The organism is Halonotius pteroides (assembly GCF_003605635.1).
Lineage (GTDB): Archaea > Halobacteriota > Halobacteria > Halobacteriales > Haloferacaceae > Halonotius > Halonotius pteroides.
Genome location: NZ_QMDW01000005.1, coordinates 1 through 23,909 on the forward strand (window position 1 = coordinate 1; position 23,909 = coordinate 23,909).

Annotated in this window: 9 protein-coding genes; all 9 read right to left on the reverse strand. The window is 56.7% G+C overall.

Annotated elements, in window-relative coordinates; all coding sequences use genetic code 11:
• Positions 1 to 240: 240 nt before the first annotated feature.
• Positions 241 to 9,984, reverse strand: coding sequence for an Ig-like domain-containing protein (locus DP106_RS04615; protein WP_133305095.1), 9,744 nt, complete (start codon positions 9,982 to 9,984; stop codon positions 241 to 243).
• A 307-nt stretch (positions 9,985 to 10,291) separates the two neighbouring features.
• Positions 10,292 to 11,905 carry a PAS domain S-box protein gene (locus tag DP106_RS04620; protein WP_165857820.1) on the reverse strand — a complete coding sequence of 538 codons (1,614 nt, stop codon included), beginning with the start codon at positions 11,903 to 11,905 and terminating at the stop codon, positions 10,292 to 10,294.
• Between the two features lie 383 nt (positions 11,906 to 12,288).
• Positions 12,289 to 13,965, reverse strand: coding sequence for a transposase (locus DP106_RS16215; protein ID WP_120083731.1), 1,677 nt, complete (start codon positions 13,963 to 13,965; stop codon positions 12,289 to 12,291).
• A 579-nt stretch (positions 13,966 to 14,544) separates the two neighbouring features.
• Positions 14,545 to 15,303: a bacteriorhodopsin gene (locus tag DP106_RS04630; protein WP_120083732.1), complete on the reverse strand. Its 759-nt coding sequence runs from the start codon at positions 15,301 to 15,303 to the stop codon at positions 14,545 to 14,547.
• 272 nt (positions 15,304 to 15,575) lie between these two features.
• Positions 15,576 to 15,959, reverse strand: coding sequence for a DUF5658 family protein (locus tag DP106_RS16510; protein WP_120083733.1), 384 nt, complete (start codon positions 15,957 to 15,959; stop codon positions 15,576 to 15,578).
• A 1-nt stretch (position 15,960) separates the two neighbouring features.
• Complete coding sequence (locus DP106_RS04640) at positions 15,961 to 16,554, reverse strand: response regulator (RefSeq protein WP_120083735.1); 594 nt, start codon at positions 16,552 to 16,554, stop codon at positions 15,961 to 15,963.
• Between the two features lie 10 nt (positions 16,555 to 16,564).
• Positions 16,565 to 16,888, reverse strand: a complete 324-nt coding sequence (locus DP106_RS16515; RefSeq protein WP_165857821.1) for a HalOD1 output domain-containing protein — start codon at positions 16,886 to 16,888, stop codon at positions 16,565 to 16,567.
• A 158-nt stretch (positions 16,889 to 17,046) separates the two neighbouring features.
• Positions 17,047 to 19,755, reverse strand: coding sequence for a response regulator (locus DP106_RS04650; protein ID WP_120083738.1), 2,709 nt, complete (start codon positions 19,753 to 19,755; stop codon positions 17,047 to 17,049).
• 3 nt (positions 19,756 to 19,758) lie between these two features.
• Positions 19,759 to 23,877 (reverse strand): PAS domain S-box protein, encoded by a 4,119-nt coding sequence (locus tag DP106_RS04655; RefSeq protein WP_120083739.1) that lies wholly within the window; start codon positions 23,875 to 23,877, stop codon positions 19,759 to 19,761.
• Positions 23,878 to 23,909: the final 32 nt, after the last annotated feature.

Below are 23,909 nucleotides of genomic sequence, written 5' to 3' on the forward strand. Positions count from 1 at the left end.
ACTCGTGGCGGTCGTGTTTGAACCAGGTTTGTGAGACTATCCGAACATCTGACTCCAGCCCGTCGAGCGAGCTTTGCTCGTACAGCGGCGTCGCATCGTATACTGGCCAATCAGCGTGTGGTCGGCGGGCAATCTGTCGGAAGACACTCCGGCGAGACTCACGAGTTGCAGTCACTACGAGACGCAGAACACGACTCGCTCAAAAACGCGTCTTCTTCGCGACACAGCGGGGAGGCAGCGTTACGACTGGCGCCGAGCTAAGACGATGACCACCGTCAAGAGTACACCGAACGCCACAGCGACGCCGAACCCGGGCCCACTCGCGTCGGTGGCCGATTCCGTGTCCCCGTTGTCACCTGCTGGCTGGGTCGATTCTCCTGTGGTCCCTGGGGTCTGTTGCGGGTTCGCTTGCTCTGTTGGGGCTGGTGTCGACGCGTTCAGGACCTCATCTGACTGGACCGAGACCGTCCCAGCTACAACTGTGCCGACCGTGAGCGTGTACTCGCCAGGATCCGCTGGCGTGAACGAGAGCGACACAGTCCGCGTCGAATTCGGGGCAAGTTCGACTTCTCTGGCGGCAACGACAGTTCCGTTGGATCGCAACTCGGCAGTGTAGGCCCCAGCCGCCCTGCCGAGATTACGGACTGTCGCGTCGACAGTGACCGGCTCGGAGATGGTAAGCGTGTCTGCTGGGCCGCTGGCACGCTCAATGACGAACGTCGGGCCGCTGGAGCCGATAGCGAACAGCGAGAGGCCCGGTGATACCGACTCGAAGAGGTAGTAACTGCCGTTCGAACCGACGTCTTCGGTAGGGAGATGGCTCCACCCGTCGGTTTCGTTGCGATAGAGCGCAACAGTACTCGGGGCGACATCCCTCTCATCTAAGTAGACTTTCTGGATCCGGAACCGGAACGTGACGTTCTCAATGTCTGTGTCTGGGTTCGTGTGGGTCACCTCAACGTAGCCCACGGGTACTGACCCGGTTATATTGAGAAACGCTCGCGTGTCCGTGCGGCTGCTATAGTTTGCTCTCCCCTGGTTGGCGGGTGCCGTCACAACTGTCCCGGCGTCGTCGGTCTCGTTTCCGGGTTCTATGCTGTCGGCTGACCACGTCCGCACCGACAGTTCGAACTCGCGGGTAGCACTCTCCGTCGGGGTGATCGACAGGCGGTCGACCACGACTGTGTCCGTATCCACGCCATCGTCCGCATCATTGCCGTCACTCCCGGCCGCAGACTGAGAGTCATCCGTGGCGGTCCCGCGGAGGTCAAGCGTGATGGACCCATACCCACCGGAGTCGGCCACGTTGAACGAGGCTGTGCCGTCGTCCGAGCGGGTTCCGGTGACGACGTGGGTGGTGTCCTCGTCCGCGGAAGGCTGGCCGTCATCAGTGTCGGCGGGAGCGCTACTCCCACCACTACTGTCGTCACCACCGCCGCCAGTCGATTCGACAGTGATCGTCCGGATAGCAGTTGCCTCGTTGTTTAGGGCGTCGGCGACGGTCAATTCCACCTCATAGGTACCAGCGTTGTCGAACGTGTGTGTGGTTGTTGCGCCGATGGCCGTGTCACCGTCGTCGAAGTCCCAGTCGTGGCTGACAATCCCGACGTTGTCGGTCGAGCCGGTCCCGTCGAAACTCACCGATTCTCCCTCGCCGACGGTCGCATCCGGGCCGACGCTTGCGGTCGGTGGCATCGAGTCGGTCGTCGTGAAGTTCACGGTAGCATTGTCACCGATGCCGCCGAAGTCGTTCGGCGACGCGGCCGTGTCGGTGAGTGTTCCCGCGTCAATTTGGACGGCATACTCCGTACTTGAGGTAAACTCGCTTGTGGGAGTGATCGTCAGGTTGCGTCCGGAGATCGAGACCGTTCCGTCGCCGCCCCCGGTATCAGTGCTCACGTCGAACGTCTCCGAGTTGCTGAAGCCGCCGTCGTCCTCCCGCAAGATAACTGATCCCGACCCAAAGACGACATCCTCACTGAACGTGATCGTGATGTCGGTGGTCTCGCTGACACCAGTGGCGTCGTCGGCCGGCGTACTCGACGTGATGGTAGGCGCGATATCGTCGGTCACGCTGATCGTGACTGCTTTCTCGTACGTGCCACCACTGCCGTCGTCGGCTTCGAGGCGAACGTCATAGTCCCCTTCAGCGAGCGAGCCGGCGTCGTCCGCACGCAGGTCGCCGCTGTCGACGTTGAATTCAGCATTGTCACCATCACCGCCCCCGCTGACCAGCGAGAACGTATGGCTGTTATCGTCAACGTCCGCGGCCGAAAGTCTCCCGACTACTGCGTTGGTGCCGCTGGACTGGTCGACGCTGGCACTGCTCAGGCTGATAGCCGTCGGCGCGTCGTTGACGCCAGCGATGCTGACAGTGACCGTTCCCTGGGCTGTGTCGTCGTTGCTGTCCGCGACCGTGTAAGTGAACGTATCCGTCGTGGAATCTGCACTGTCGAATGACTCGTACTGGCCGTTCGGGTCGTAGGTCCAGGATCCGTCGCTGTCGACGGTAACGGTCGCACCGGAGCCCAGCGTGACTGGTGTCCCGCTGCTGAAACTGGTGTCGTCGATGGTGTCGAACGACAGCGTGTCGCCGGCGTCGGGGTCACTCGCCAGCGTCAGCAGGTCCGCGGCATCGCCGTCGGCCACCGAGACGGTGCTGTCCTCGTCGGTGGACTGTGAACTGTCGTCGGGGGCTGTCGGGGATTCGTTTACGTCGGTTACGTCGACGGTGACCGTCTGTGTGTTGGTGTTCCCGACGCCGTCGTCAGCCTGCACGTCGACCACGTAGCTGTTGTCAATGTTCGAGTCGGTCGGATTCTCGTAGTTCGGCGCGCTATCGAACGACAGCTCGCCCGTGTTCGAGTCGATACTGAACGCCGACTGGTCGGCACCGCCGACGAGCGAGTACGTAACTCCGGTATCCGTGCCGCTCCCGTCGTCGGCGTTCACGTCGAGCGCGTTGACAGTGTTTTCGTCCATCGAGGGGTTCGACACCGAGTAAAACGACGGTGCTTCGGTATCGACATTGATGTCGAACGTCTTCGTCGACGAGGTGTCCTCCCCGCCGTTGGTGGTGCCGCCGTCGTCGACGACTTGGACACTCACTGTTGCGGTTCTGTCGACGCTGTCGGCCGGCGTGTACGTGAGGTCGCCGTCGTTGCTGATGTCCGGTTGCTTAGCGAACAGCGTGTTATCGTCGTTCGTGACGATGAAGTCGCTGATGCCCTGGCTCTCGCCGCCGCCAGGGTCGAACCTGGTGGCGAAGTCGGTCACCGTCTGTTCGGTGGTGTCTGCGTTCGTGGTCTGGTCGCTCCCGATGGTAATCGACGGCGCGTCGTTGACGGCGGTGAGCGAGACGGTACCGAAGTCTGAGGGAGTCGTCGTGTCGTCGCCGCCGCTGGTGGTGCCGCCGTCGTCGACGAGTTTCGTAATGGTGATGATCCGGCCGCTGCCGGTCGTGGGAGCGTCGTCAGTGTTCTCGTAGGCGAGGTTATCGATGATCGTGTTCGCGGTCGACTCACTGAATGGTCCCCCGTCGACGGTGACCGTGGCGGTACTGCCCGAGACGCTGACGCCTGCAGTGAGCCCGTTGTTGTTGGTCGACACGGAGGTGCCATCGGTCAGGGCGACACTGCTGCCGTCGACGGTCAGTCGCTCGTTGTTGCCGTCAGCAACGTTGCTGACGGTGAAGTCGAGACGCTCGACCTGTTGGCCCTCCTCGACGGTAAACGTACTCGCCGAGGTGAACACGGTGACTGCAGCCTCATCTTCTGTAAAGGTAAGGTCGCTTGTCGAGACCGACAGTGTCGGCGCGTCGTTGACAGCCTCAACGGTCACGTCGACGGTGATGGTGTCGGTCGAGAGGCCCGGCTTAGTATCGGATATCGTCACGTCGAACGAGTCCCCCGAATTGAAGTCGGCATCGGGCGTGTACGTCGGTGACGTACCGAGCGTGTGCGGACTCGCACTTCCCGAGATGCCGAGTGTTTTCCCATCGATGCCGCTGAGCGCTCCGTTACTGGGCCCACTGTCGACCGTCCACGTCAGCGTGTCACTCGGTGAAATATCTTTCACCTTCAGGGCATTCTTCAGGTCTGCCGAACCGTCCTCGTCGATTGTGAGCGAGGTCGACGTTCCCTGTGTGAAACTCGGGTCGGTATCGGCTGTCTGGAAGTTGTAATTCGTTACGGCAGCGGCGGGGTTGCTGAAGCGGTCGTAGATAACTCCCGAGAGGATTTCGACGTGGTAGGCCGTATCTGCTTCCAGATTGCTCGCCGGACTGAGGGTGACGGTGCTACCCGAGACGGTCACGTCACCGCTGGTCACGTCGAGGGTATTGGTACTGGAGTCGTCACCGTCGTTGACGATCTTGATGTCGCCGCTCCCGAGTGTCACGTCCTCGTTGAACTTGAGGTTGATATCCTCGCTCGGGGCGTGGTCTGTTGCGCCGTCGGCTGGTGTACTGGACGCATACTCGAACGAGGGCGAAACGTCGTCAGTGACGGTGATAGTCACGTCCTGCGTATTGCTCTGACTCCCCTCGCTGGCCTCGACGCGCAGCGTGAAACTGCTCTGTGCGGATTCGTCGATATCGTCGACGTCGTTGATGGTGATCTGGCCCGAACTATCGATGGCGAAGGCACCGCCACCGTCGTTCGCTACGTCGTCGTTGCCGCTGGTTAGCGCGTAGCTCACGCCGGTATCGGCCGGCGTCGCGCCGTTTGCGTTCACGTCGGCGTCGATGTCGATGACGTTCGTGCCAGCACCGGACGATTCGTAGACGGTCTGGTCGCCGACGCCGGCGAAGGATGGCGTCTCGTCGACGTCTGTGATGCCGATATTGATGGTCTCTGTGGCACTCTCGGCGCCCTCGCTGGCTTTGACAGTCACACGGCGACTGGCGGAAACCTCGTGGTCGAGTTTGCTGGCGTCGTTGATGGTAATCTGGCCACTGCTGTCGATGGCGAAAGCATTGTCGCCGTTGCCGCCGGTAAACTGATAGCTGTCGATGCCCGCATCGGCACTGCCACCGACGTTGGCGTTGATATCAATAACATTGGTGTTGTCCCGGCGGTCTTCGGCGATATTCGAGGACGTTCCAGACGTGAATATTGGAGTCTCGTCTACATCACCAATGGTGATAGTGATGTCCTGCGTGTCCGTGTTGTCCGCGTCGTCAGTGGCCATCACGGTCAGTTCGTAGTCGCTGTTGCCATCGTCGTCTGTCGGACTCTCGTGGTCCAGCTCGCTATCGAGGGAAATCTCGCCGGTGGCGCTGTCGATGCTGAACGCGCTGGCGTCAGTCCCAGCGCCGCTAGCGAGGCTGTAGTCGGACACTTCCGAGCCCGGTGTGCCGTCGTCACCGGCATCCACGTTCAGGAAGTCGCTCGCTGTGCTTTCCTCGTTGAGCGACGCACTGGTGCTGGTATCGAACCCTGGACTGGTGTTGTCGATGGTGAACGACTCGCCGCTGCTGTATGAGCCGTCGGCGCTCCCACTGGTGCCAACTCCGCCCAGCGGCACGCCGTTGTCGTTCTGGATATTATCGTTGTCGTTGATTTTGAGGCCGAGTGTGCCGTCGCCGCTGACCCCAGTGACGGTGACCGTCCCTGTGTCTCCGCTGCCGGTGGGGCTTTGGATGCTTGCGCCCGAGGTGACGCCACTGTCCCCAGTCAGCACGAAATCGTCTTTCGGGACCGACAGTCCGCTCGTTGCCCCGTCGAACGTCACCGCGAAGTCGACGCTGTCGGCATTGGTGGGGTTCGATTCACCGCTCGCCCGCGTGATGGAGGCCACTTCGGGCGCGTTCTGGACGGTGACGGTCGGCGTGGTCGAGACGCTCGTATCGTCGGCCCACGCGAACTCGGGGCTGTAGGTTCCGTCGTCAGGTTCGTCGAAGGTGAAGGTGACCTCTCCGTTCGCGTCGGTGACCTTCGTGTCGTCGTCAGCGAAGCCGTCGAGGCCGTCATCGGAGACGACTTCGATGGTGACGCCCTCGCCGGTGTCGGTTCCGCTCTCCTTTGCGGTGACGGTGATGGTTCCCGATTCGTCCTCGTCGCCCGTCGGTGACGTGGCCTCGACAGTGTCGACGGTGAGTTCGGTGACTGACTCCCAGGCCAGGGCGGGGTAGCCGCTCGTGACGAGCCACGTCTCGGGGCTCTCGAAGGAGAACCCGTCCATGTTGGCGAGCGGGGCGAAGCGTTGAATCTCGACGGTCTGTAACCCGGCGACCCCGTCGTCGGCAGTGTTCCCGACTCCCACAGTCGTAGCCGTCGCTTTTTCGTCCCAGTACGAGTCGGTGACAGAGTCGGTGTTCACGCCGAGTACCCCACCGGTCTCACCATCTTTTCCGGGACTACCAGTTCCAGCTGGGCCGCCGTCCCCGCCAGTAAGCGTCACGACAGCGGCATACGTCTCGGTGACAGTCCCGTCGTTTACGCCCACCAAGCCGCCTGCGGCACCACCGGCACCACCGTTCCCACCGGACGTACCGTCACCGCCCTGTCCGCCACCACCGCCAGCGGCAGTCGTGTTGACAGCGAACGACGCGTCTATGGTGCCCGTGTTCTGTCCGACGAGTCCACCAGCGGGACCACCAGCACCGCCGTTAGGTGCAGTCTGGGGTCTATCGTGGTCGGCAGCCCCACCAGCACCGGCGGTGACGGTCGCGTTGGTGCTGAACGATTCTGTAATCCTATGCGTGTTCGTTCCCACCAGACCGCCCGCAGTACCGCCGTTGGAACCATCTTCATCCGCGTTTGATTTGCCCCCGGGCCCGGCGGTGACAGTGACGTTACTCGTTGAGGAAGCGCTCACGTGGCCGTTGTTGATAGCGGTTATCACGCCTGTGTGACCACCAGTCCCCCCAGTGTGGTCCGTATTTGTTTTTGTCAGGGAGTCGGGCTTGACGTCCCCACCGGCACCGGCTGTAATTGTCGTCTGTGTGACCGCACTGTCGGTTATTGTGCCGTTGTTCGTCGCGACGAGACCAGCAGCGTCACCACCATCGCCAGCGGTAGCCTCGGTATCAGTACTGGAATTGCCGCCGTCGCCAGCGGTGATCTCGGCGTCGACGAGCGTGATATCGGAGACGACACCGCCACTGGCCAGTGTCGCTATCAGTGCGGCGTCAGTGCCGTCCATCTCGTCAGGGGCGCCGGGACGCGCTATCCGCAGCCCCGAAATCGTGTGACCTGCCCCGTCGAAGGTCCCAGTGAACTGCGAGCCAGTTTCCCAGATCGGGTCGAAGCCGTCCCCGCCGTTGGCTGTAGAGTTCGACACGAAGTCGTAGCCCGCCGTCGTCTTGTTGAGATTGGCGGTCAGTGTGAAGTTGGCGTCGAGGTTCTCCCGCACGTTGTCGAGGTGGTACCAGTTCGCGATTTCGTAGGGCGCTCCCGCGGAGCCGTCACCGCCAGCGTAGAGTGTGGCACTGGGTGCGGGCTGCTGAGTGTTGTTCTGTAGCGTCGAGTAGAAGACGCCGTAGTCATCGACGGAGCCGTCGTCTCCGGTCGTCTGCCAGGTGCTGGAGAAGTCAAACGGTCCCATGTTCCCCGCCGCGCGGTCGCCGGTCATCTCAGGGGTCGTGAGTCCGACCATGTTAGTGGCGGTGCCACCGGCATCTCTCCCGACGCCGTCGGACTGGTTGGTCCTCGCCGTGTCCCAGTAGCTGTCGCTGACTGTGCGATTGTTCACTCCGACGAGACCACCCACGTCGTCGGTCCCAGTGACGGAACCGGCCGCGTACGATTCCGAGACTTCCGCGCTACTTATACCGCTGTTTATGCCGACGAGACCTCCAACGCCTTTGATCCCAGTGACGGACCCAGTCGCGTACGACTTGGTGACTGTTGCCCCGAAGTTTCGTGCGACAAGGCCGCCCACGACGTCGCCGGTTCCGGAGACGTTGCCGGTCGCGTACGACTCGGTGACCGTGCCGGTGTTCACTCCGACGAGGCCACCGACGAGATTGTTTCCAGAGACAATGCCGGTCGCGTTCGACTCCGTGATCTCCCCTTCGCTAACCCCGGCGAGGCCCCCCACGTTTTTCATTCCGGTTCCGGAGACATTCCCGGTCGCGTAGGACCCACTCGTGTTGCCAACGTTGGACCCGACGAGGCCGCCCAGGTCGTTGCCCGTCCCGGAGACATCGCTGGTCGCGTAGGACGCAGTCGTGTTGCCGAAATTGAACCCGACGAGGCCGCCCACTTCCTTGTCTCCGTAGACGTTGCCGGTCGCGTAGGAGTTGCTGACTGTGCCGAAGTTCTTCCCGACGAGGCCTCCCACTCGTTCCTTACCGGTGATGTCGGCGTTCTTGACGCCGACGTTCTCGATAATGCCACCGTTGACGTACCCGAACAGTCCAACATCAAAAGTCCCCCCTCGGTCGATGGAGAGGTTCGAAATCGTGTGTCCGGTGCCGTTGAACGTGCCTGTGAACCGCGAGCTGTCGTCGCCGATGGGATCGAAGCCGTTGCCACCGTTGGCTGACGAACTCGCCACGTCGTCGTAGCCAGCGGTGTTCGAATCGAGGCCGGCGGTCAGGATGAACTCCGCGTCGAGGTTCTCTCGGGTGTTGTTGAGGTGATACCAGTTCGCGATTTCGTAGGGATTGTCCGTGGAGCCGTCACCGCCAGCGTAGAGGCTGACCGTGACGCTCTGGGTTGCCGTCTCGTTCTCGCTCGCGACGCTCACGTCGCCAGTTCCAGTGCTGGTGCTGGGACTGGTTTCCCACGACAGCGTCAGTTGCTGGGAGTCGCCGCTGGCGAGGGTGACGGCGCTGCTGTCCTGCTGGCTATCTGTGAAGTCGGTGTCGGTCAGGGTGATCGACTGCTGGCTGCCGTCTGTCGCCCAATTCGTGACGGTCGCGGTCACGTCGAGGGTATCGGCTACACCGACCGGCGAGGTGGTCGAGTCGATAGTCAAGCCGTAGAAGGGGTCGGTGTCCTGCCACGCGAGCGCGGGGTAGGCGTTGGTGGCGTGCCACGTTCCAGCGCCGTCGGGGAACGCGAAGGCACTCATGTTCGTGGGGGCGTCCCCGCCGGTCATCTCCGGGGCTGGGGTGGTGTCGCTAGTCGAGCCAAAGCCGATGAGACCGCTCCCGCTTCCTTCGCCGATGGCATCGGACTGGTTCGTCGTTCCCTTGTCCCAGTAGCTGTCGGTGACTGTGCCGCTGTTGCTCCCGACGAGGCCGCCCACGTAGCCGGTTCCGGAGACGTTACCGGTCGCGTACGACTCGGTGACATCACCGACGTTGTCCCCGACGAGGCCGCCGACGTAGCTGCTTCCGGAGACGTTGCCGGTCGCGTACGACTCCCCGACCGTGGCGGCGTTTTGCCCGACAAGGCCGCCCACGAAGTAGTTGTCTCCGGAGACGTTGGCGGTCGCGTACGAGTCGTTGATCGTGCCAGAGTTGTACCCGACGAGGCCGCCCACGGCGCTGTCTCCGGAGACGTTGCCGGTCGCGTACGACTCGGTGACCGTGCCAAAGTTGCGACCGACGAGGCCGCCCACCACGGTGTTGCCGGTGATGTCGGCGTTCTCGACGCCAACGTTCTCGATAGTGCCACCGTCCACCTCCCCGAACAGTCCGATATTATCAGTCCCACCCCGGTCGATGGAGAGGTCCGAAATCGTGTGGTCCGCGCCGTCGAAGGTGCCCGTGAACTGCGAGCCCGAGTCACCGATAGGGTCGAAGCCGTTGCCGCCGTTCCACTTGCTGGTCCCGCTGGCGTTGATGTCACTCGTGAGTTCGTAGTCCTTGCCCAGCCCTTTGTTCTCGATACACTGCAGTCTGTCGACGCTATCCACGTCGAGTTTTCCGTCGTTGTCACCATCAGCGTAGCTCACTCCGCTACAGTCCGGTGCGGTGTTGCCCGCCGCGGCCGTAGCGGTCCCGACGAACCCGGTACTAGTCGCCAGCACCGCCAGCCCCACGATGGCGACGAGATACACCGCCAGCAGTCTACGTGACCTATTGGTCACGACGACCACCGCCCTTGGGACCGCCTCACTGCCCGACACGGGTGCGTCCCACTGCTTGCCTGACCCGCTGCTGCGCTCACGTGACCGACGATACGACGCTGGTGTCTCTCATCGACTTCCGCCGTCTGCCGGTGCCGGTCGCCGCCAAAACTGACTGCGCTTCCCACCTCGGCCGGGTCACAGAGGAGATATGCTAACGACTCCACGTAGGAATCTACTACGCATCATCCCGGTGTAAAGATGGCTTGCAAATATACGCAACAATGACAACCGAACAACCAGTAGGAACGAACGATGTGCCGTCGACTTAGTCGACTCGCCCGTCGTGGAAAAAGGTCTCCTCGAAGACAGCTCGCTCGGCGTTACGCAAGTGATGGAGGAACGTCGAAGCCGAACAGTCGAGCGTTTCGGCTACGTCCTCGGCGCTGGCCTGCTGTGGGCGCTCAAAAAAGCCCGCTAGTGAGGCCGCTCGGAGTGCGTCTTCCTGTTTTCTGGTCAACTCGCCGAAGGCACTCGGGTGATCGTCGTCAACAGCCCGCTCGGTACAAGCATGCATTGTTGCTTTCGGCCAGTGGTCCTGCACGCTGTCGACTATCGCACCGACGTCGGTCCGGCGCGGGAACTCCACGGTCAGGTCCAGACGGTCGTCATGGGTGGTGATCGAGCGCAGGACCTCGCCGTGGCCACCGATGAGTTCCCTGATCGACTGTGCGTCGGTATGGAGGGACACGACCGTTGTCTCCGACTCTGTGACAACGGTCGCCTCCTGGACCGACGGGAGCCCCGCTGCAGTCGTCCGGAGCGTCTCGGCGTCAACAGCCGCTGTTTTGATCAGGTACGGTACACCTGAGACACCACTGCCCTGCAGCTCCTCGACGACCAGTTCAGGGCTCTCGTTTTCGCTGTCGTCGGCAGCTAGCGCCGTCGAAAGGGCCACCAGGACGTGATCACCCATGTACCGGACTGTGAGTTCCGTAACCGTCTCGCCGCCAAGCGCCTCCTGCTGGCGGTGGACATGCTGTTTGAACGCGAGCGCGGCCGCCAACTCGTCGACCAGCTCCTCCGTCACGTCGCTGCCGGCATCCGTCCGGACCACGGTGAGCGCGCCGTAGGACAGGCCCTCGTGGTCCAGGGGCACCGACCGGACCGAGGACAGTCCACATCGCTCCAGTCGGGCGACGATCTCCGACTCATCGTCGATATCAGTCGTGACCGTCACAGCGCCGTCCGTGGCGAGCGTCTGTCGTGTTGCCCCATCGATAACACGCTCTTCGTCTCCGAAGAAGCCCCGATCGTGGCCACAGTCGGCAATGACCACCGGGTTCGGGTCCTCACCTCGTGTTCCCTGCTTCCGGACGACCCAGGCGGCCTCGTAGCCGTAGGCGTCAACGAGCAATCGGCAGACGCTCATGGCGATTTCCCGATCGGTTGAAGTCTGCAACAGGAGTTGGCGGATGGCCTCCTTCCCGTCGCGTTCGGACTGGACCTGCTCGCGGGTCCGCTGGAGTTGCCGTTCTCGCTGTTTCCGCTCGGAGATGTCCCGGGAGTTGATGACGTAGTTCCCGTCGGTCGTCGGGTTCGAAGAGCCGGTAGTTTCGATCCACTTGTAAGAACCGTCTGCCATCTCGTGGCGGTATTCGACGGTTTCGACGTGGTTGCCGTCGTCGGAGACGATTGCGGAGAACGCTTCGACGACCCGGTCTCGATCCTCGGGATGGAAGTACTCGGCAACCTGCTCCCCGACCAGTTCCTCCTGATCGTACCCGTAGAGGCGCTCGATAGATGGACTCTCGTACAGCACGACGCCTGACGGGTCAAGCAGCGTCAACAGATCAGTTGAGTGCAGCGGAAGCCGGTCGAGCGATGAGACATCCTCCAGTTTGGGAGTTGTCTGTGAGCTCAATCTCTCATCGCTATCCATGCGGTTCTTTTGTGTCCGAATCCGAATGTGTCCTTCGGTTATGTCACTGGAAAATAAACGACTCTGTGAATCTGGAACCATGGGAAACAGCAGTTCCGTTTCACCGTCCAACCCATCGTCTTCGACAGACTGCTCAGATCGGTTCCATCCCGTATGCATTGAGAGAGCCAGTCTCAACTACTGTCAAGCCGTGGAAGTTGAGACTACACCGGATTTAGCAGGTCTATGATGCGTGGTTTCGGACGAATTGATTCCCGAGAACTGAGTCAAATCGCGTCTCACCCGTCCGTTTCTGTTGCACTCCCAACTCTATCGGTGAACTTCTCAGACTCTCGGAGCGTTGCCACTCAGAAAATCGACATTAGCCCAGGCTGAGCGGCTATCTACCCGATTCCGATCTCCTTCTTCAGCAGTGTGAGCGTATTGTCCGCCGTCACAATCGGTGCGTGCTCGTACTCACCAGTCAATTCGACCTGTACGAGCAAGTCGACAGCTCGCCAAATCGAGTACAACAGACACGCAAATGCGAAGTAGAAGAACCGCAACCCGAAATCCTTCGACGTGGTGGCAGCCATGAACCGCTTGATCGACTTGTACCCGCTCTCGATTTCCCACCTGTAGCCATACTCAGTGAGGTGACCCCTCCCGCAATTCGACATGAACAGCGAGTACTGTCGATAGTCGTCGTGCTCTGCGTCCTCTTTCCGCCGATAGATCAGCGTCGTTTCGTGCCATTCGTTATTCCCGAGATGGAGTTTCCGGTCAGTTTCGTAGCGGTCCTGGTCACGCTGGAGCAATCGCTTAGCCTGAGCCTTCTCGCTGGTCTGCATCCGCTTCGGCACGACATACGACAAGCCACGCTGGCTGAGCATCTCCAGGACGTGCTGACTATCAAACTCTCGGTCCATTAGCACGTTATCGACGTGGACGAGCTCTTCAGCAGAATCCAGCAAGTCCCCGACGATCTCCTTGCGTGACTCGCCTTTCCGCACCGGGCGGGCATCAAGGACGAGTGGGATAGCGTTGCCGACCAACTGGACTGTCGCCCACTGATAGGCGTACTCGTCGGTGTTCTCTTTCGTTCCGATGATTTCGTCCTCGTGACCCGTGCGGTCGCCTGTGAAGGGGTCGGCTTCAGTGATGTCGATGGCGACGATCCCTGCGCGGAAGAACTCCTCTGTCTCTGCGACCTCGTCGATGAGTTGTCGAATTGACTGTCGGTACATCTCTCGAACCTCCGGTATCGAGAGGTTGCGAATGTGGTCACGATGAGCGTGCCCGAGTGGTGTCCGCTCCCGAGTGGACTCGTAGACGAAACTGCGAGCCCCCTCATTTGCAGCGAGGCTCTCACGAAGTCCGAGATACGTCTGCAAATCCCAGTACGCGTTCTCGTGAATTTCACAGCCGTCCCCACGATCCAGCGAGAATGCCGGGGAGACGACGTGACTGACGTGGTCAGTGATCTTCTCCGCCTGCTCCAGCACGGTTTGATCGTCCGGTTCTGACTCACCAGACTCGTTCCCGTGGTATCGGAGCTTTCGTTCTGGTTCACGCGGGACCGAGACACCCGCATTCTGGGCTTTGATGAGGATTGTTCGAGCCGCTGTCTCGACTGTCTCCCGGAGGTCAGCGGTGAACCGCTTGTGCCAACTTCGCCACAGTGTCGACTGGTCCGGGATCGTCTCGAAACCCAATTGCTCGCAGAGGTCAGGACGATTCCCGAGGTAGCCGACGAGTGCGGTTTCGTGCTCCCACCCGTGGCATTCTTGCAGGACGAACACCCGGAAGAGAGTGTCCATCTGGTAGCGTGTCAGCCCCGCATATCGGTCGTGGGCGCTGAACCGGAAGTAGGCTAGCGGGAGAACACAGACGAACTCCTCGATGGAGTCGTGGCTCTCGTAGTCGAACCACGTCTTCGAGACTGTCCGGATATCTGATTCCAGTCCGGCGAGTGACGTTCGATCGTACAGTGGTGTCGAATTGTACGCCGGCCACTCACCGTATTTCTGTTGGGCGATCCGTCGAAACGTAGTCCGACAGGACTGACTGGTGTGGGGCATCAGTCTATAAAGATATAACGAACTCAAAACTCGTGTTATATTTAATTAAGCGGGGGGGGTGGGGGTGAGTGTGCCTCTGACGCTTCGCTGGATACCAGTTTGAGAGGTATCCGGTTCGATTATTCTTGAGGAAGAATATAATTCTGAACCCAATACATGTACCTGATCAATATTGTCAACATCTAAGTATTGGGTTCACTATTTGCAATCCAGTTTTGAGGGTGAACAGGGTTATGAGTTAATCAGTTCAGGTGCTCCAGGGCCTACCCAGCGAGTGGCATAATTCGGATTTAAAAAAGTTTGGGAACAGTTGTTATTCTGCCCCATGCAACTGGCTATTCACTGGATTTATTGGATTTTATGAGACCCCGAGCGATCAAATCGTTATCGAAATCAGCGGTAAGTGGTTTTGATTGTGTGCTACAATAGATGTCGACTAACAGTTGATTCTCGACGTCAAGTTTTTCATACTGCGCAGCACTGCTTCGGCACTTGAGCTTCTGTATTGACTCGGTAAAAACCGTTTTCCGAGGGCACGTTTCTCGTCGATGGTTACAGTTACCAGACTCACTTGCGCAATTAGTCTGTGGGGTCTGCGTCTCCTAGCGCCGCACCAGTAGTATCGCCGGCTGCGTTGAGAACATCGCGGCTCGATAGCAAGATGATACCGAAGCCCACCTTCGCGACGAGGTCTAGCACCATGAACCCAGCTGTTTCGCTATAGAGGCTGATCACTCCGAGCCCCTCCGTGCCGAGGATCCACCATACTGGGTAGACCAGCCAAACGACTACGATGAGGTTCCGAAGAGTGCTAAACGTTGATCGCGCGGCTCCCGATAATTGGCTTGCTTCTTTGGTTAGGGTGCCGAAGAGGAAGTATAGCAACACCAATAAGAAGCCCGTCGAGACTCCCCACCAAATAATGCGATCCCCGACAGGGCTGAGCAGCACACCGGCTGTCGATAGCGTTGCCACGGCACCGGTGCCGATCATCAGCACGTCAAGGCCAACGAGTGTAGACAGTTGGTTTCGGTTTGCCCCGGCAAGCAGTCCGAGATCGATGAGTAAGAGTGGCGTTGTGAACAGCCAATCGGTATACCGTGCCCAATAAATCGGTAGCTCCTCACCGCCGATCTCGATTGTCGTCAAGCCGAATCCAAGTGCCATGCTCAGGTAGTTTACGAATGCGATAGCAGTGATGAATATCGTGACAATATAGAACTCTTGACGGCGTCTATTCTTTTCACCCCATCCGCGAGCGATGAAGTACAGCATACCAATGAGCATTCCCGCTGTCCCTAGCCACAGCCATAATGATTCGCTGCCTGGTTGGGTCATAGTCCATCAGAATAATTATTCATATACAGTATGTGTTTTATACCTCTATGTATAGTGTAACTCGTAGATTGCCTCTGCTAATAGGTACCAATACACTATCCACCCAGTTTTGATCCGTGAGTTGCCGCAGGGCTAAGACATCCTCCTATACCGTTTATAAAATGAGGGTTTGGACTTTCATAGCAGAAATTAAAACAGAAAAAGCAGCATAGCAAATGATACAATTAACACAATTGAAACATACAATAATAAACCGACAAACTCGATCAATCTCATATCCAAATGAGTACCATATTATGAAGCGACACAGCGCTCCATACGATCAAAACTGAAAGGTATGCTACGTTGCTCCAAAGATTGATGTTATGTCTCGATTGTGCGACTCCTGGAAGCAGGTATTCACCAAGAAACAATAATAAAACCAGTGACACCGACGAGAGAAAGAATAGCCCGGGGATTACCCCGAGAGCCTCGATCACGCGTACGACAATGGGATTGGCTTCTCGCAGTCCGACACTCAGCCCATAGTACGTAAGGCTCGCATCTATAGCTCGTACTAAGATCAATCCGATGAGCAGCGGATATTTATTTTGTGCGAGTACTGCGATATTGCCGCTGGTAGCACAATTCGTGGCTGTCACGGTTCCTCGTTTCATATCAGAACTGTTCTACAGGTTGGGAGCCGATACGCTGGTCTCTGACCAGCATATCGATCTGATAATCTGTCTCGAGACGCTGGAGTGTCGTATCAGCTTCTTCTTCCAACTCCCGTATTCTCTGGAGGAGACCGCGGTATCGCTCGTCCTTTTCCAGCTCTGTTTTGTCAAGGTTCGCTTCTAACGTGGCTTTCCTCGCGGTGAGTGAGAGAAGCTCTGTGAGTGAATCTTCGTATGTTAGAACCAGCTCCGCAGCTTCCACAGCTCGAAGAAGCTTCGTCCGGTCGATTGGTTTGAGAAGATAGTCATCCACATCGATGGACGCTAGGTCTTCCGTTGGCTGAACAGCTGTTATCATAATCACCTGCTGGTCATCGCCGCCTTCACGAATTGATTGTAGCACTTCCGTGCCAGACAGTCCCGGCATTCGACGATCTAAAAGGACAATATCAATCGGTTCCTCAGCAAAGATTTCCAGTGCATCTTCCCCGGAATAGGCCACATGAACCTCGAACTGCTCCTGTAGCCAAATACCGAACAAGTCAGCGAGATTCTCTTCGTCTTCGACGATCAGAACGGTACTGGAATGGGTCATCTGTTCTCACTCACGCATCTCGTTCGACGATGACACGCACTGTTGATCCATACAGAACCGTCACAAGTGCGTGCTGAAAGAGAAACTCCACAGAGGGCATATGGCTGGTCTCGTCGACTGCACGCGTTTTGAACAAGCCATCTAACTTGTCTGCATCCACGAATTCGAATACCGGAGGCGATCTGTTGAGGTCCGGCCAGTCTTCGACAGCTTCCATAAGTGTCTCAATAACCGCCTCCGAGACACAAACGGGTCTGTCAAATTCCCGTATAATGAGCGAATCCGTACTCCATCCTTTGGGTCTGGACTCTCGGTGCGGAGAGCTTTCGGCCATACATAATCCACATATTCTACAATCAAACGTCTTCTACCCTCTAATATCGGGTTGCCAAATTCAATGCCTATATGGAAAGGACCACTATTTGGAGCCAGTTCTCCGAATGTCGACAAGCAGGACAGCCCGAGTACTGCAGAACGTGATACTGAGGCAGGTCACGGCTCGGTTGAATCCTGATAGAGAGTCGTCAGCAGATTAGACTCAGCAGCTCGAAGATGCTGGTTGAACGTTGACTGTGCGATATCGAGAGTCTTGGCAATCGACGTTGAATCTGCATCCCGCGGCCAATTAAAATACCCTGCGTAGAGCGCCGTCTGCAAGACTTCTTTTTGCCGGGCGGTAAGAGCTCCATCAAGACGTGCTGAGAGAGAGGTATTGGTTTCTCCCCGCTCACTATCCAGTTTGGATAACAGGGTGAGATCGCTGTAGTCTTCCCGGAGTGAATTCAGATATTCTCCGACGTCGACTGTGAATGGCACGGTTACTGAAACCACGATCTCGTTGGACTCGGAAGCGTTTGTGATTTGATTTATCGCAACTCCTTGGTCGGTCAGTTTCTCGCAAAAGCTGCTGTTCCGCACCGGGATTTTACAGTAGATACCATTTCGAGAGTCGCTCAAAATGACCGTCTCTGGATCGAAACCAGCAGCTTCGAACGCCTCGGGAGTCACGTTTTCTCCGGTCAATCGCGCGAACAGGAGGTTATGTGGACTATCAGTCACTACATTCAACACTTCGAGATCCGTCTCTATATCCGAAACAAGAGTTCCAAGGCCAGTATCGTCCTCAAACTGGATCTCAAGGATTGTGCCCCCACCGGATAGAAGCGCTGCTTTTTGACGGAGTGCTGATATCCTGTGACCTATTATCTGACCGAGCTCTGTGAGGGCTGCCACCTCTTCTTCAGCGAAAGCGTTTGGCAGTTTGGAGTGGACTTCTAATACGCCAAGGATCGAAGCCTCGCTCTGTAGTGGTACAGCCACAATCGAGTTAGTGCCATTCTTCAGTGCGTCTTGTTCCCACTCCGTTTCGGAGCGAGCGGTCATTAAGTCGCTCTCCACGACCGAATCTCCAATCCTGTATGCCCGTTCAGCAGGTGGCAATGTAGAGTTACTCCGTTGGTTATTGTCATCTGCTGAACCGTCGTCCGCTCCCACTTTTTGATATGTGAGCGACTCCGTTTTGGCTCTGACCTCGATCGTATTCGTATTAATATCTTTTTTTCCGACCCAGGCCCCACTAACCAGATCCAGGTGAGCTAGAGCATTACAGACCTCTTGCTCCAGTTCGTCTCGTGTATTTGCACTGATAACCGTGGCACTTATCGACCGTATCAGTGTGTTGATGCGATCCAGTCGTGTCAGCCGTTCGTTTTGCTCGTTTAACCGCTGGTCGCGTTCCCGAAGGGCCTCCTCTTGTGCTGTTCGTTCGAATGCGCTTGCTGCGTTCGCTGCTAACGTTTTTGCCAATTTGTTCTTTCTTGAGGAAATCTCTGGCGTCGTGGTCATCCCCACCAACAGAACCCCCTCTGCTTCTAGTGAGTAGAGACGCCACGACGAGAACTCCTCTGCTAACCACTGGCTCGACCGAGTATCTGCAACGTCTTCGTCTTCGGGGCTCAACTGTTCCGTTCGAGTCACATAGGTCGTCCAGACTGGTTTGTCTCCTTCAGAGATAGAAGGAAGTTCGATTTCAGTACCATCCTCCGTGGATGCGTGTGCTAGTGGGACCAAGTGTCCCGTGTGCTCTTCTCGTGTATATATCGCGGCAAACTCGAATCCGAGTTCACTTATTGCGGCAGTGGCTACGGTCTCACCGATGCTACGTTCCGAGTCCGCTGTCATTAGCTCGCGGGAAACCGCGTGCAGATCCTCAAGCTGTTGTTCATACGCGTATCTCTCTGTAATGTTGTGGTAGTGTTCAATTCGCCCGCCTGCATAAAGACCAGTTTGAATCGGCCCGCTCCAGTACTCCAACCACTGCTGCTCTTTCGAAGCCGTCTCAGGGATACGGACGATGGCTTCGACTTCGGAATTCATATTCTCTAGAGAATGAGTTACGAGGTCACACAGTGTTTGCTCACCTGAGGGATATTCCTGGTACGATTCAGAAGCAATTCGACTGTAGTCAGACCCTTGGATATCGTCTCTATCAACTCCGAGTAATTCTTCGGTAGTTTCGTTAGCCCACACCACCTGTCCGTCACGATTAATTACAACGACCCCTTCCTCTGATGTGTCCAGTACGTCTTCAGTGAGGGACTGGTACTGCTGTTGTTCCCTGCGCTCTGCTGCTGTTCGTTGCAGGCGCTCAATAGCCACTCGAAAATCCCTATCTGGCAGGTTCTGGAGATACCGTTCGACTTTATCCTCGAGTTCTGTGATTTGGTCCGTAAGTGTCTGGTATTTCGGGCTCGTTTCGAGGGTATCTGCGTCCATGACGGCTTCCAAGGTCGATTGGCGTTCTATCAGCGAGAACAACTCTTGCAGATCCTCGTTATACTCTGCACGAGTGAGCATCTGGGAAATAACGTCTTCGAGGTCGTCAGCTTCAACGGGTTTTTCGAGATACGCATCGAATCCCATTTTGACGATATCGAAGTCCGGTGTCACCGCAGAGACAATGACCACTTGACAGTTCGACTCATATTGTCTGAGTCGCGTGAGAACCTCTCCGCCGGATAACCCGGGCATCATCCGATCCAGAAGAACGATATCGACAGTCGCATCGAACGCTTCCAAGGCTTCTTCGCCAGAGTACGCGCTTTCGACAACATAGCGGTCTGCGAGCCACTCTGCATACAACTCAGCCAAATTTTGGTCATCCTCGACGACCAGAATTTTTGTGTTTCCGTTTTGGGTCATAGTTTACGACACGATACCCGGTTTTTGTGACTCCTCTCGAGTCGGTCGGGTGGGAACTTCCAGTCTGATCTCACTCCCATCGCCCGAGGTTTCAATTGAAATCGACCCCCCGACACGAGTCACCAATGCCCGCACCATCCACAATCCGAGTCCCTGCCCGTGACTTAGCGGCGTTTCTTCGCCAGTTTCGAGGAGATTTTTCTCCATTTCCGGGAGTCCAGGCCCAGTATCGGAAACACAAACCTCTACCCACTGTTCATCGGCTTGCGAGACACTGATCTGTACGGATGGATGCCCAGTATCGTTCGCTGTGATGGCGTTCTCAACGAGCTCAGAAATCGCTTTATCAAGCTCACTCGGTATTTGTGATTCTATATCGTGGTCGGCTGTGATAGTGATGTTCGCATTAGCATGTTCGTCTTCTTTTTTGTCTTGAATATCCTCAACTATTTGTTGAGCACTCTGGTGGGAAGCGAGAACGCTCTCGCTCGTGAGTATATTCTGGAGCTCTTGGGTCTTGTTTGCCATTCTTTCCCACTTGTCGAGAATGTCTCGGATCGTCGCAGCGCGCTGTTCACGAGTGTCTGTCTCTGTGTCCGACGCAAGCAGATCGACATACCCTCTCAGTTTCGTCAGATCATTTCGGATATTGTGCCGCATAATCCGGTGTAAGACCTGGACGTGTTGCCGACGTTGCTCCTGGGCTGTGATATCTCGTGCCTCGAATACCAGGAAGCTAAGCTCCCCGTGCTGGCTTGAGATCGGCTTGACCGAGAAGTCGAAGTTGGCGAGTCCATCAACGCCTTCTGCTTCCACGTTGAACCGAACGAATGAACCCGAAGATGCTTGAGTAACTGCCTGTCTGATTTGAGTTTGCACTTCAGACGAATGAGCGAACAGAGGGCACTCCCAGAGTGGTGTGCCTCTGCTCTCCTCGATACGTATGCCGCCGAATTCCCTGAGGGGGTCGTTTAGCTCGAGGATTTCACCACTCTGGGTCATCAGCCCCGTCAATTGGAACGTTTGATTGAATACGGATTCGAATTTTTTCGTTTGTTCTCGTATATTACTGATGTCACGTATATATAGCAGAAACCCACCAATTGCTTCATCGTCAAAGAGATTCCGTCCACGTGCCTCTACGGTAATCCACTCGTCATCCGCATCCCTTGCTTGGAACTCTAGCTGAACACTTGAATCGGGATCCTCCACGGCGGCGAAAAACGCTTCCATTAGACGTTCCCGATCCTCAGGATGGATATAATCAAAGACACTCTCTTGATTTAGCTGAGTTGGATCATATCCAAGAACCCGTTCAGCAGAGCCACTAAGATAGGTGAAACACCCATCGCGATCTAAGATAGACACGACGTCGACTGATTCCTCAACGAACCGCTCTGTTCTACGCCGCTGTTGACGCTGGTTCGTAAGATCTCTGATGACCATCCCGTATCCCAGGAACACTCCATCTTCAGTTTGAAGGGGGGCATATGAGACTTCTGCAGGAAACGACGATCCATCTTGACGGACTCTCTTTCCTTCGTGAGTACTTTCTCCTGCGAGTGATGCCTGTTTTAATAACCGATCAGCAATCCCACGTATTTGATCCTGTTCAGGGTGTAACTCTGCTGCTGGCATACCAATTGCAGCTTCTTTGTCATATCCAAATATGGCGGCTGCTCCATCGTTCCAGCTGTCGATCTGTCCATCGTCATCGAGAAGTACAAAGGCATATTCTTCGAGACTTTCCGAGAGGATATCAAATCGCTTCCGCTCCTGTTGAATCTGCCGAATCCGTCGTTTTTGCTCCGTTATGTCCGTGGCAATCGCGACAAGTCTCTCTCCAGTTTCGTCATCGGGTATCAGAACAGCATCTGTGTGTATCCATCGCATTTGTTCGTTGGCATCAATAACTCTGAAATCCGCAGACAAGTCGTTGATCTCCCCGACTTGTTCTAGTGACTCACGAACACGATCTCTATCTTCTGGCGCGACGATCTGTATGAAGTCTTCATACTTGTCCGGATCATGGCCAAGTAAATCGACAAGCGTGTCGTCGAATGATATCTGATCCGTCTCAAGACTCCACTCTGCAATACCAGTGTCCGTTCCAGAAAGAACCAATTCGAGTTTCCGGTTCTGTTCTGCCAGGCTCCGAGTCCGTCGCCTCCGACCTGTTACGTCCTGCTGTATGCCAATAAACTTCGAAAGCGTCCCATCTGCATCAGTGACTGGCGTGACAGACAATCGATTCCAGTATTCACTCCCGTCTTTTCGGTAGTTTTTCAGCTCTACTGTTACCGGTTCACCGGCCGCAATCGCCTCTCGAAGCTTCGATAGTTCCTCTGGGTCTGTCTCGGGTCCCTGGAGGAAACGTGGATTACGACCTAAAGCGTCGTCTTCCTGGTAGCCAGTAATGTCGGTGAATCCTTTATTTACGTACTCGATCGGGTTGTCATCTCGCTGTGGGTCGGTGATCATGACCCCAACATTCGAGGAGTCGATCGCTTGCTCCTTGAGTTCGAGTTCACGTTCCCGTTGCTGCCTTGCAGTTTCATCGCGCACAGTACAAACGAGGGGACCATCATCGATGATAGTCAGAGAGATCTCGGCCGGGAACGTCGTTCCGTCCGGTTGGGATCCGGTTACTTTGCCCCGCCAGTGCCCCTCCGACTCAAGAACAGGGAAGGCTTCCGACTCGAGACGCTCTACCTCATCTTCGTCATAGAGCATCCGCCAGGAGTTCCCGATGAGTTGGTCAGTATCATCGAATCCATACATATCCACGTGTGTCTCGTCGATGTAGGTGTATTCTCCATCCTTGAGAATAGCAAAGCCGTCTTTCGCATCCTCGACAGCCTGCTGGAACGTCTCTAATTCGCGACGGCGCTGCTCACGGGGCGTAATATCACGACTGGAAATAACGAGCGATTCGACTCCTGATCCCCCTATAACAGGGCGGATGGTCCCAGTAAAGAACCGAATCTCACCATCCGGTGTTGGGAATTCGGATTGGAAACTGACGTACTCGCCTGACGCCGCTCGATCGATCCAGTCTTTTAGATCGTCCTGTAGAGTCTGAGAATGTGACCACCACTCCCCCTCCCAAATCGGTTCCCCCAACATCTCATCTTTAGCGTGCGAAACGTACTCCAGGGCTGTTTCATTCACATCGATCACTTCACCAGTGGTTTCCAGTAATCCGACCAGCATCTCAGGATCTTCGAACACCGACTCGAAACGCCGCTCGTTCTCCCGAAGTTCCGCTTGACGCCGATATTTTTCAGACACGTCACGGACAACACAGACGATTCGATCGTCTTCCAAGCGTGTCAGCGATAGTTCGGTCGGAAATTCTCCCTTGCCTTCTGGAGATGCAGTTACAGTACCTCTCCACTCTCCATCGGACCAGAGGGCTGAAAGCGCCTCATCCTCTATGCGCTCGACCTCGACGGGATCGGTGTACAACTCATGCCAGGTTTGCCCGAGTAACTCGTTTTTGTCCTCGAACCCGTATATGTCGGCATGCGTTTGATCAACGTACGTGTATTCCTCGTTCTCCAAAATAGCAATCCCATCACTCGCGTTCTCGATAGCCGATTTAAATGACTCCAGACGACGTCGGCGTTCCCGCTGTTCCGTCACATCTCTCGCAACGGTGTGCATATAGGCCGCCCCACCGCGTTCAATCCGACGGTTCGAGAACTCCACATCGATTTTACTGTCGTCGCTCCGAAGCAGTTTCGCTTCAGTGGTTGCTGGTTCGCCGGCTAAAATTTGGTCGTGGTAGTCCCGATAGGCATGTAAGTCGATCTCTTCGTGAAGATCGGGAATACGCATCGAGAGGAGTTCCTCTCGCTCATAGCCAGTTAACTCGCAAGCAGCCTGATTTACTTGGACGAAATTCGCATCTGAATCACTAATAAAAATGGCATCGTTGGAGCCTTCAAACAACGTGTGTGTCCAATCGCGTTCAGCCTGTAGCTCCTCGTGTCGTTGGATTCGTGAGATTGCAGCTTCAAGATTCGAGGCAACGAGTTTTGCCAGTTCTGAGTCTTTCTCGGTAAACGCATCCACTTCGGTGGCTCCGACACTCAAGACGCCGAAATCTGAGATTGGCACAAGAATTTCGCTCCGAATCGGGGTGTCTGATA

Coding starts and splice junctions, on each gene's coding strand:
- DP106_RS16515 (WP_165857821.1), bottom strand. CDS start 16,888: ATGGCCGAAAGCTCTCCGCACCGAGAGTCCAGACCCAAAGGATGGAGT.
- DP106_RS04630 (WP_120083732.1), bottom strand. CDS start 15,303: ATGACCCAACCAGGCAGCGAATCATTATGGCTGTGGCTAGGGACAGCG.
- DP106_RS16510 (WP_120083733.1), bottom strand. CDS start 15,959: ATGAAACGAGGAACCGTGACAGCCACGAATTGTGCTACCAGCGGCAAT.
- DP106_RS16215 (WP_120083731.1), bottom strand. CDS start 13,965: ATGCCCCACACCAGTCAGTCCTGTCGGACTACGTTTCGACGGATCGCC.
- DP106_RS04640 (WP_120083735.1), bottom strand. CDS start 16,554: ATGACCCATTCCAGTACCGTTCTGATCGTCGAAGACGAAGAGAATCTC.
- DP106_RS04620 (WP_165857820.1), bottom strand. CDS start 11,905: ATGGATAGCGATGAGAGATTGAGCTCACAGACAACTCCCAAACTGGAG.
- DP106_RS04650 (WP_120083738.1), bottom strand. CDS start 19,755: ATGACCCAAAACGGAAACACAAAAATTCTGGTCGTCGAGGATGACCAA.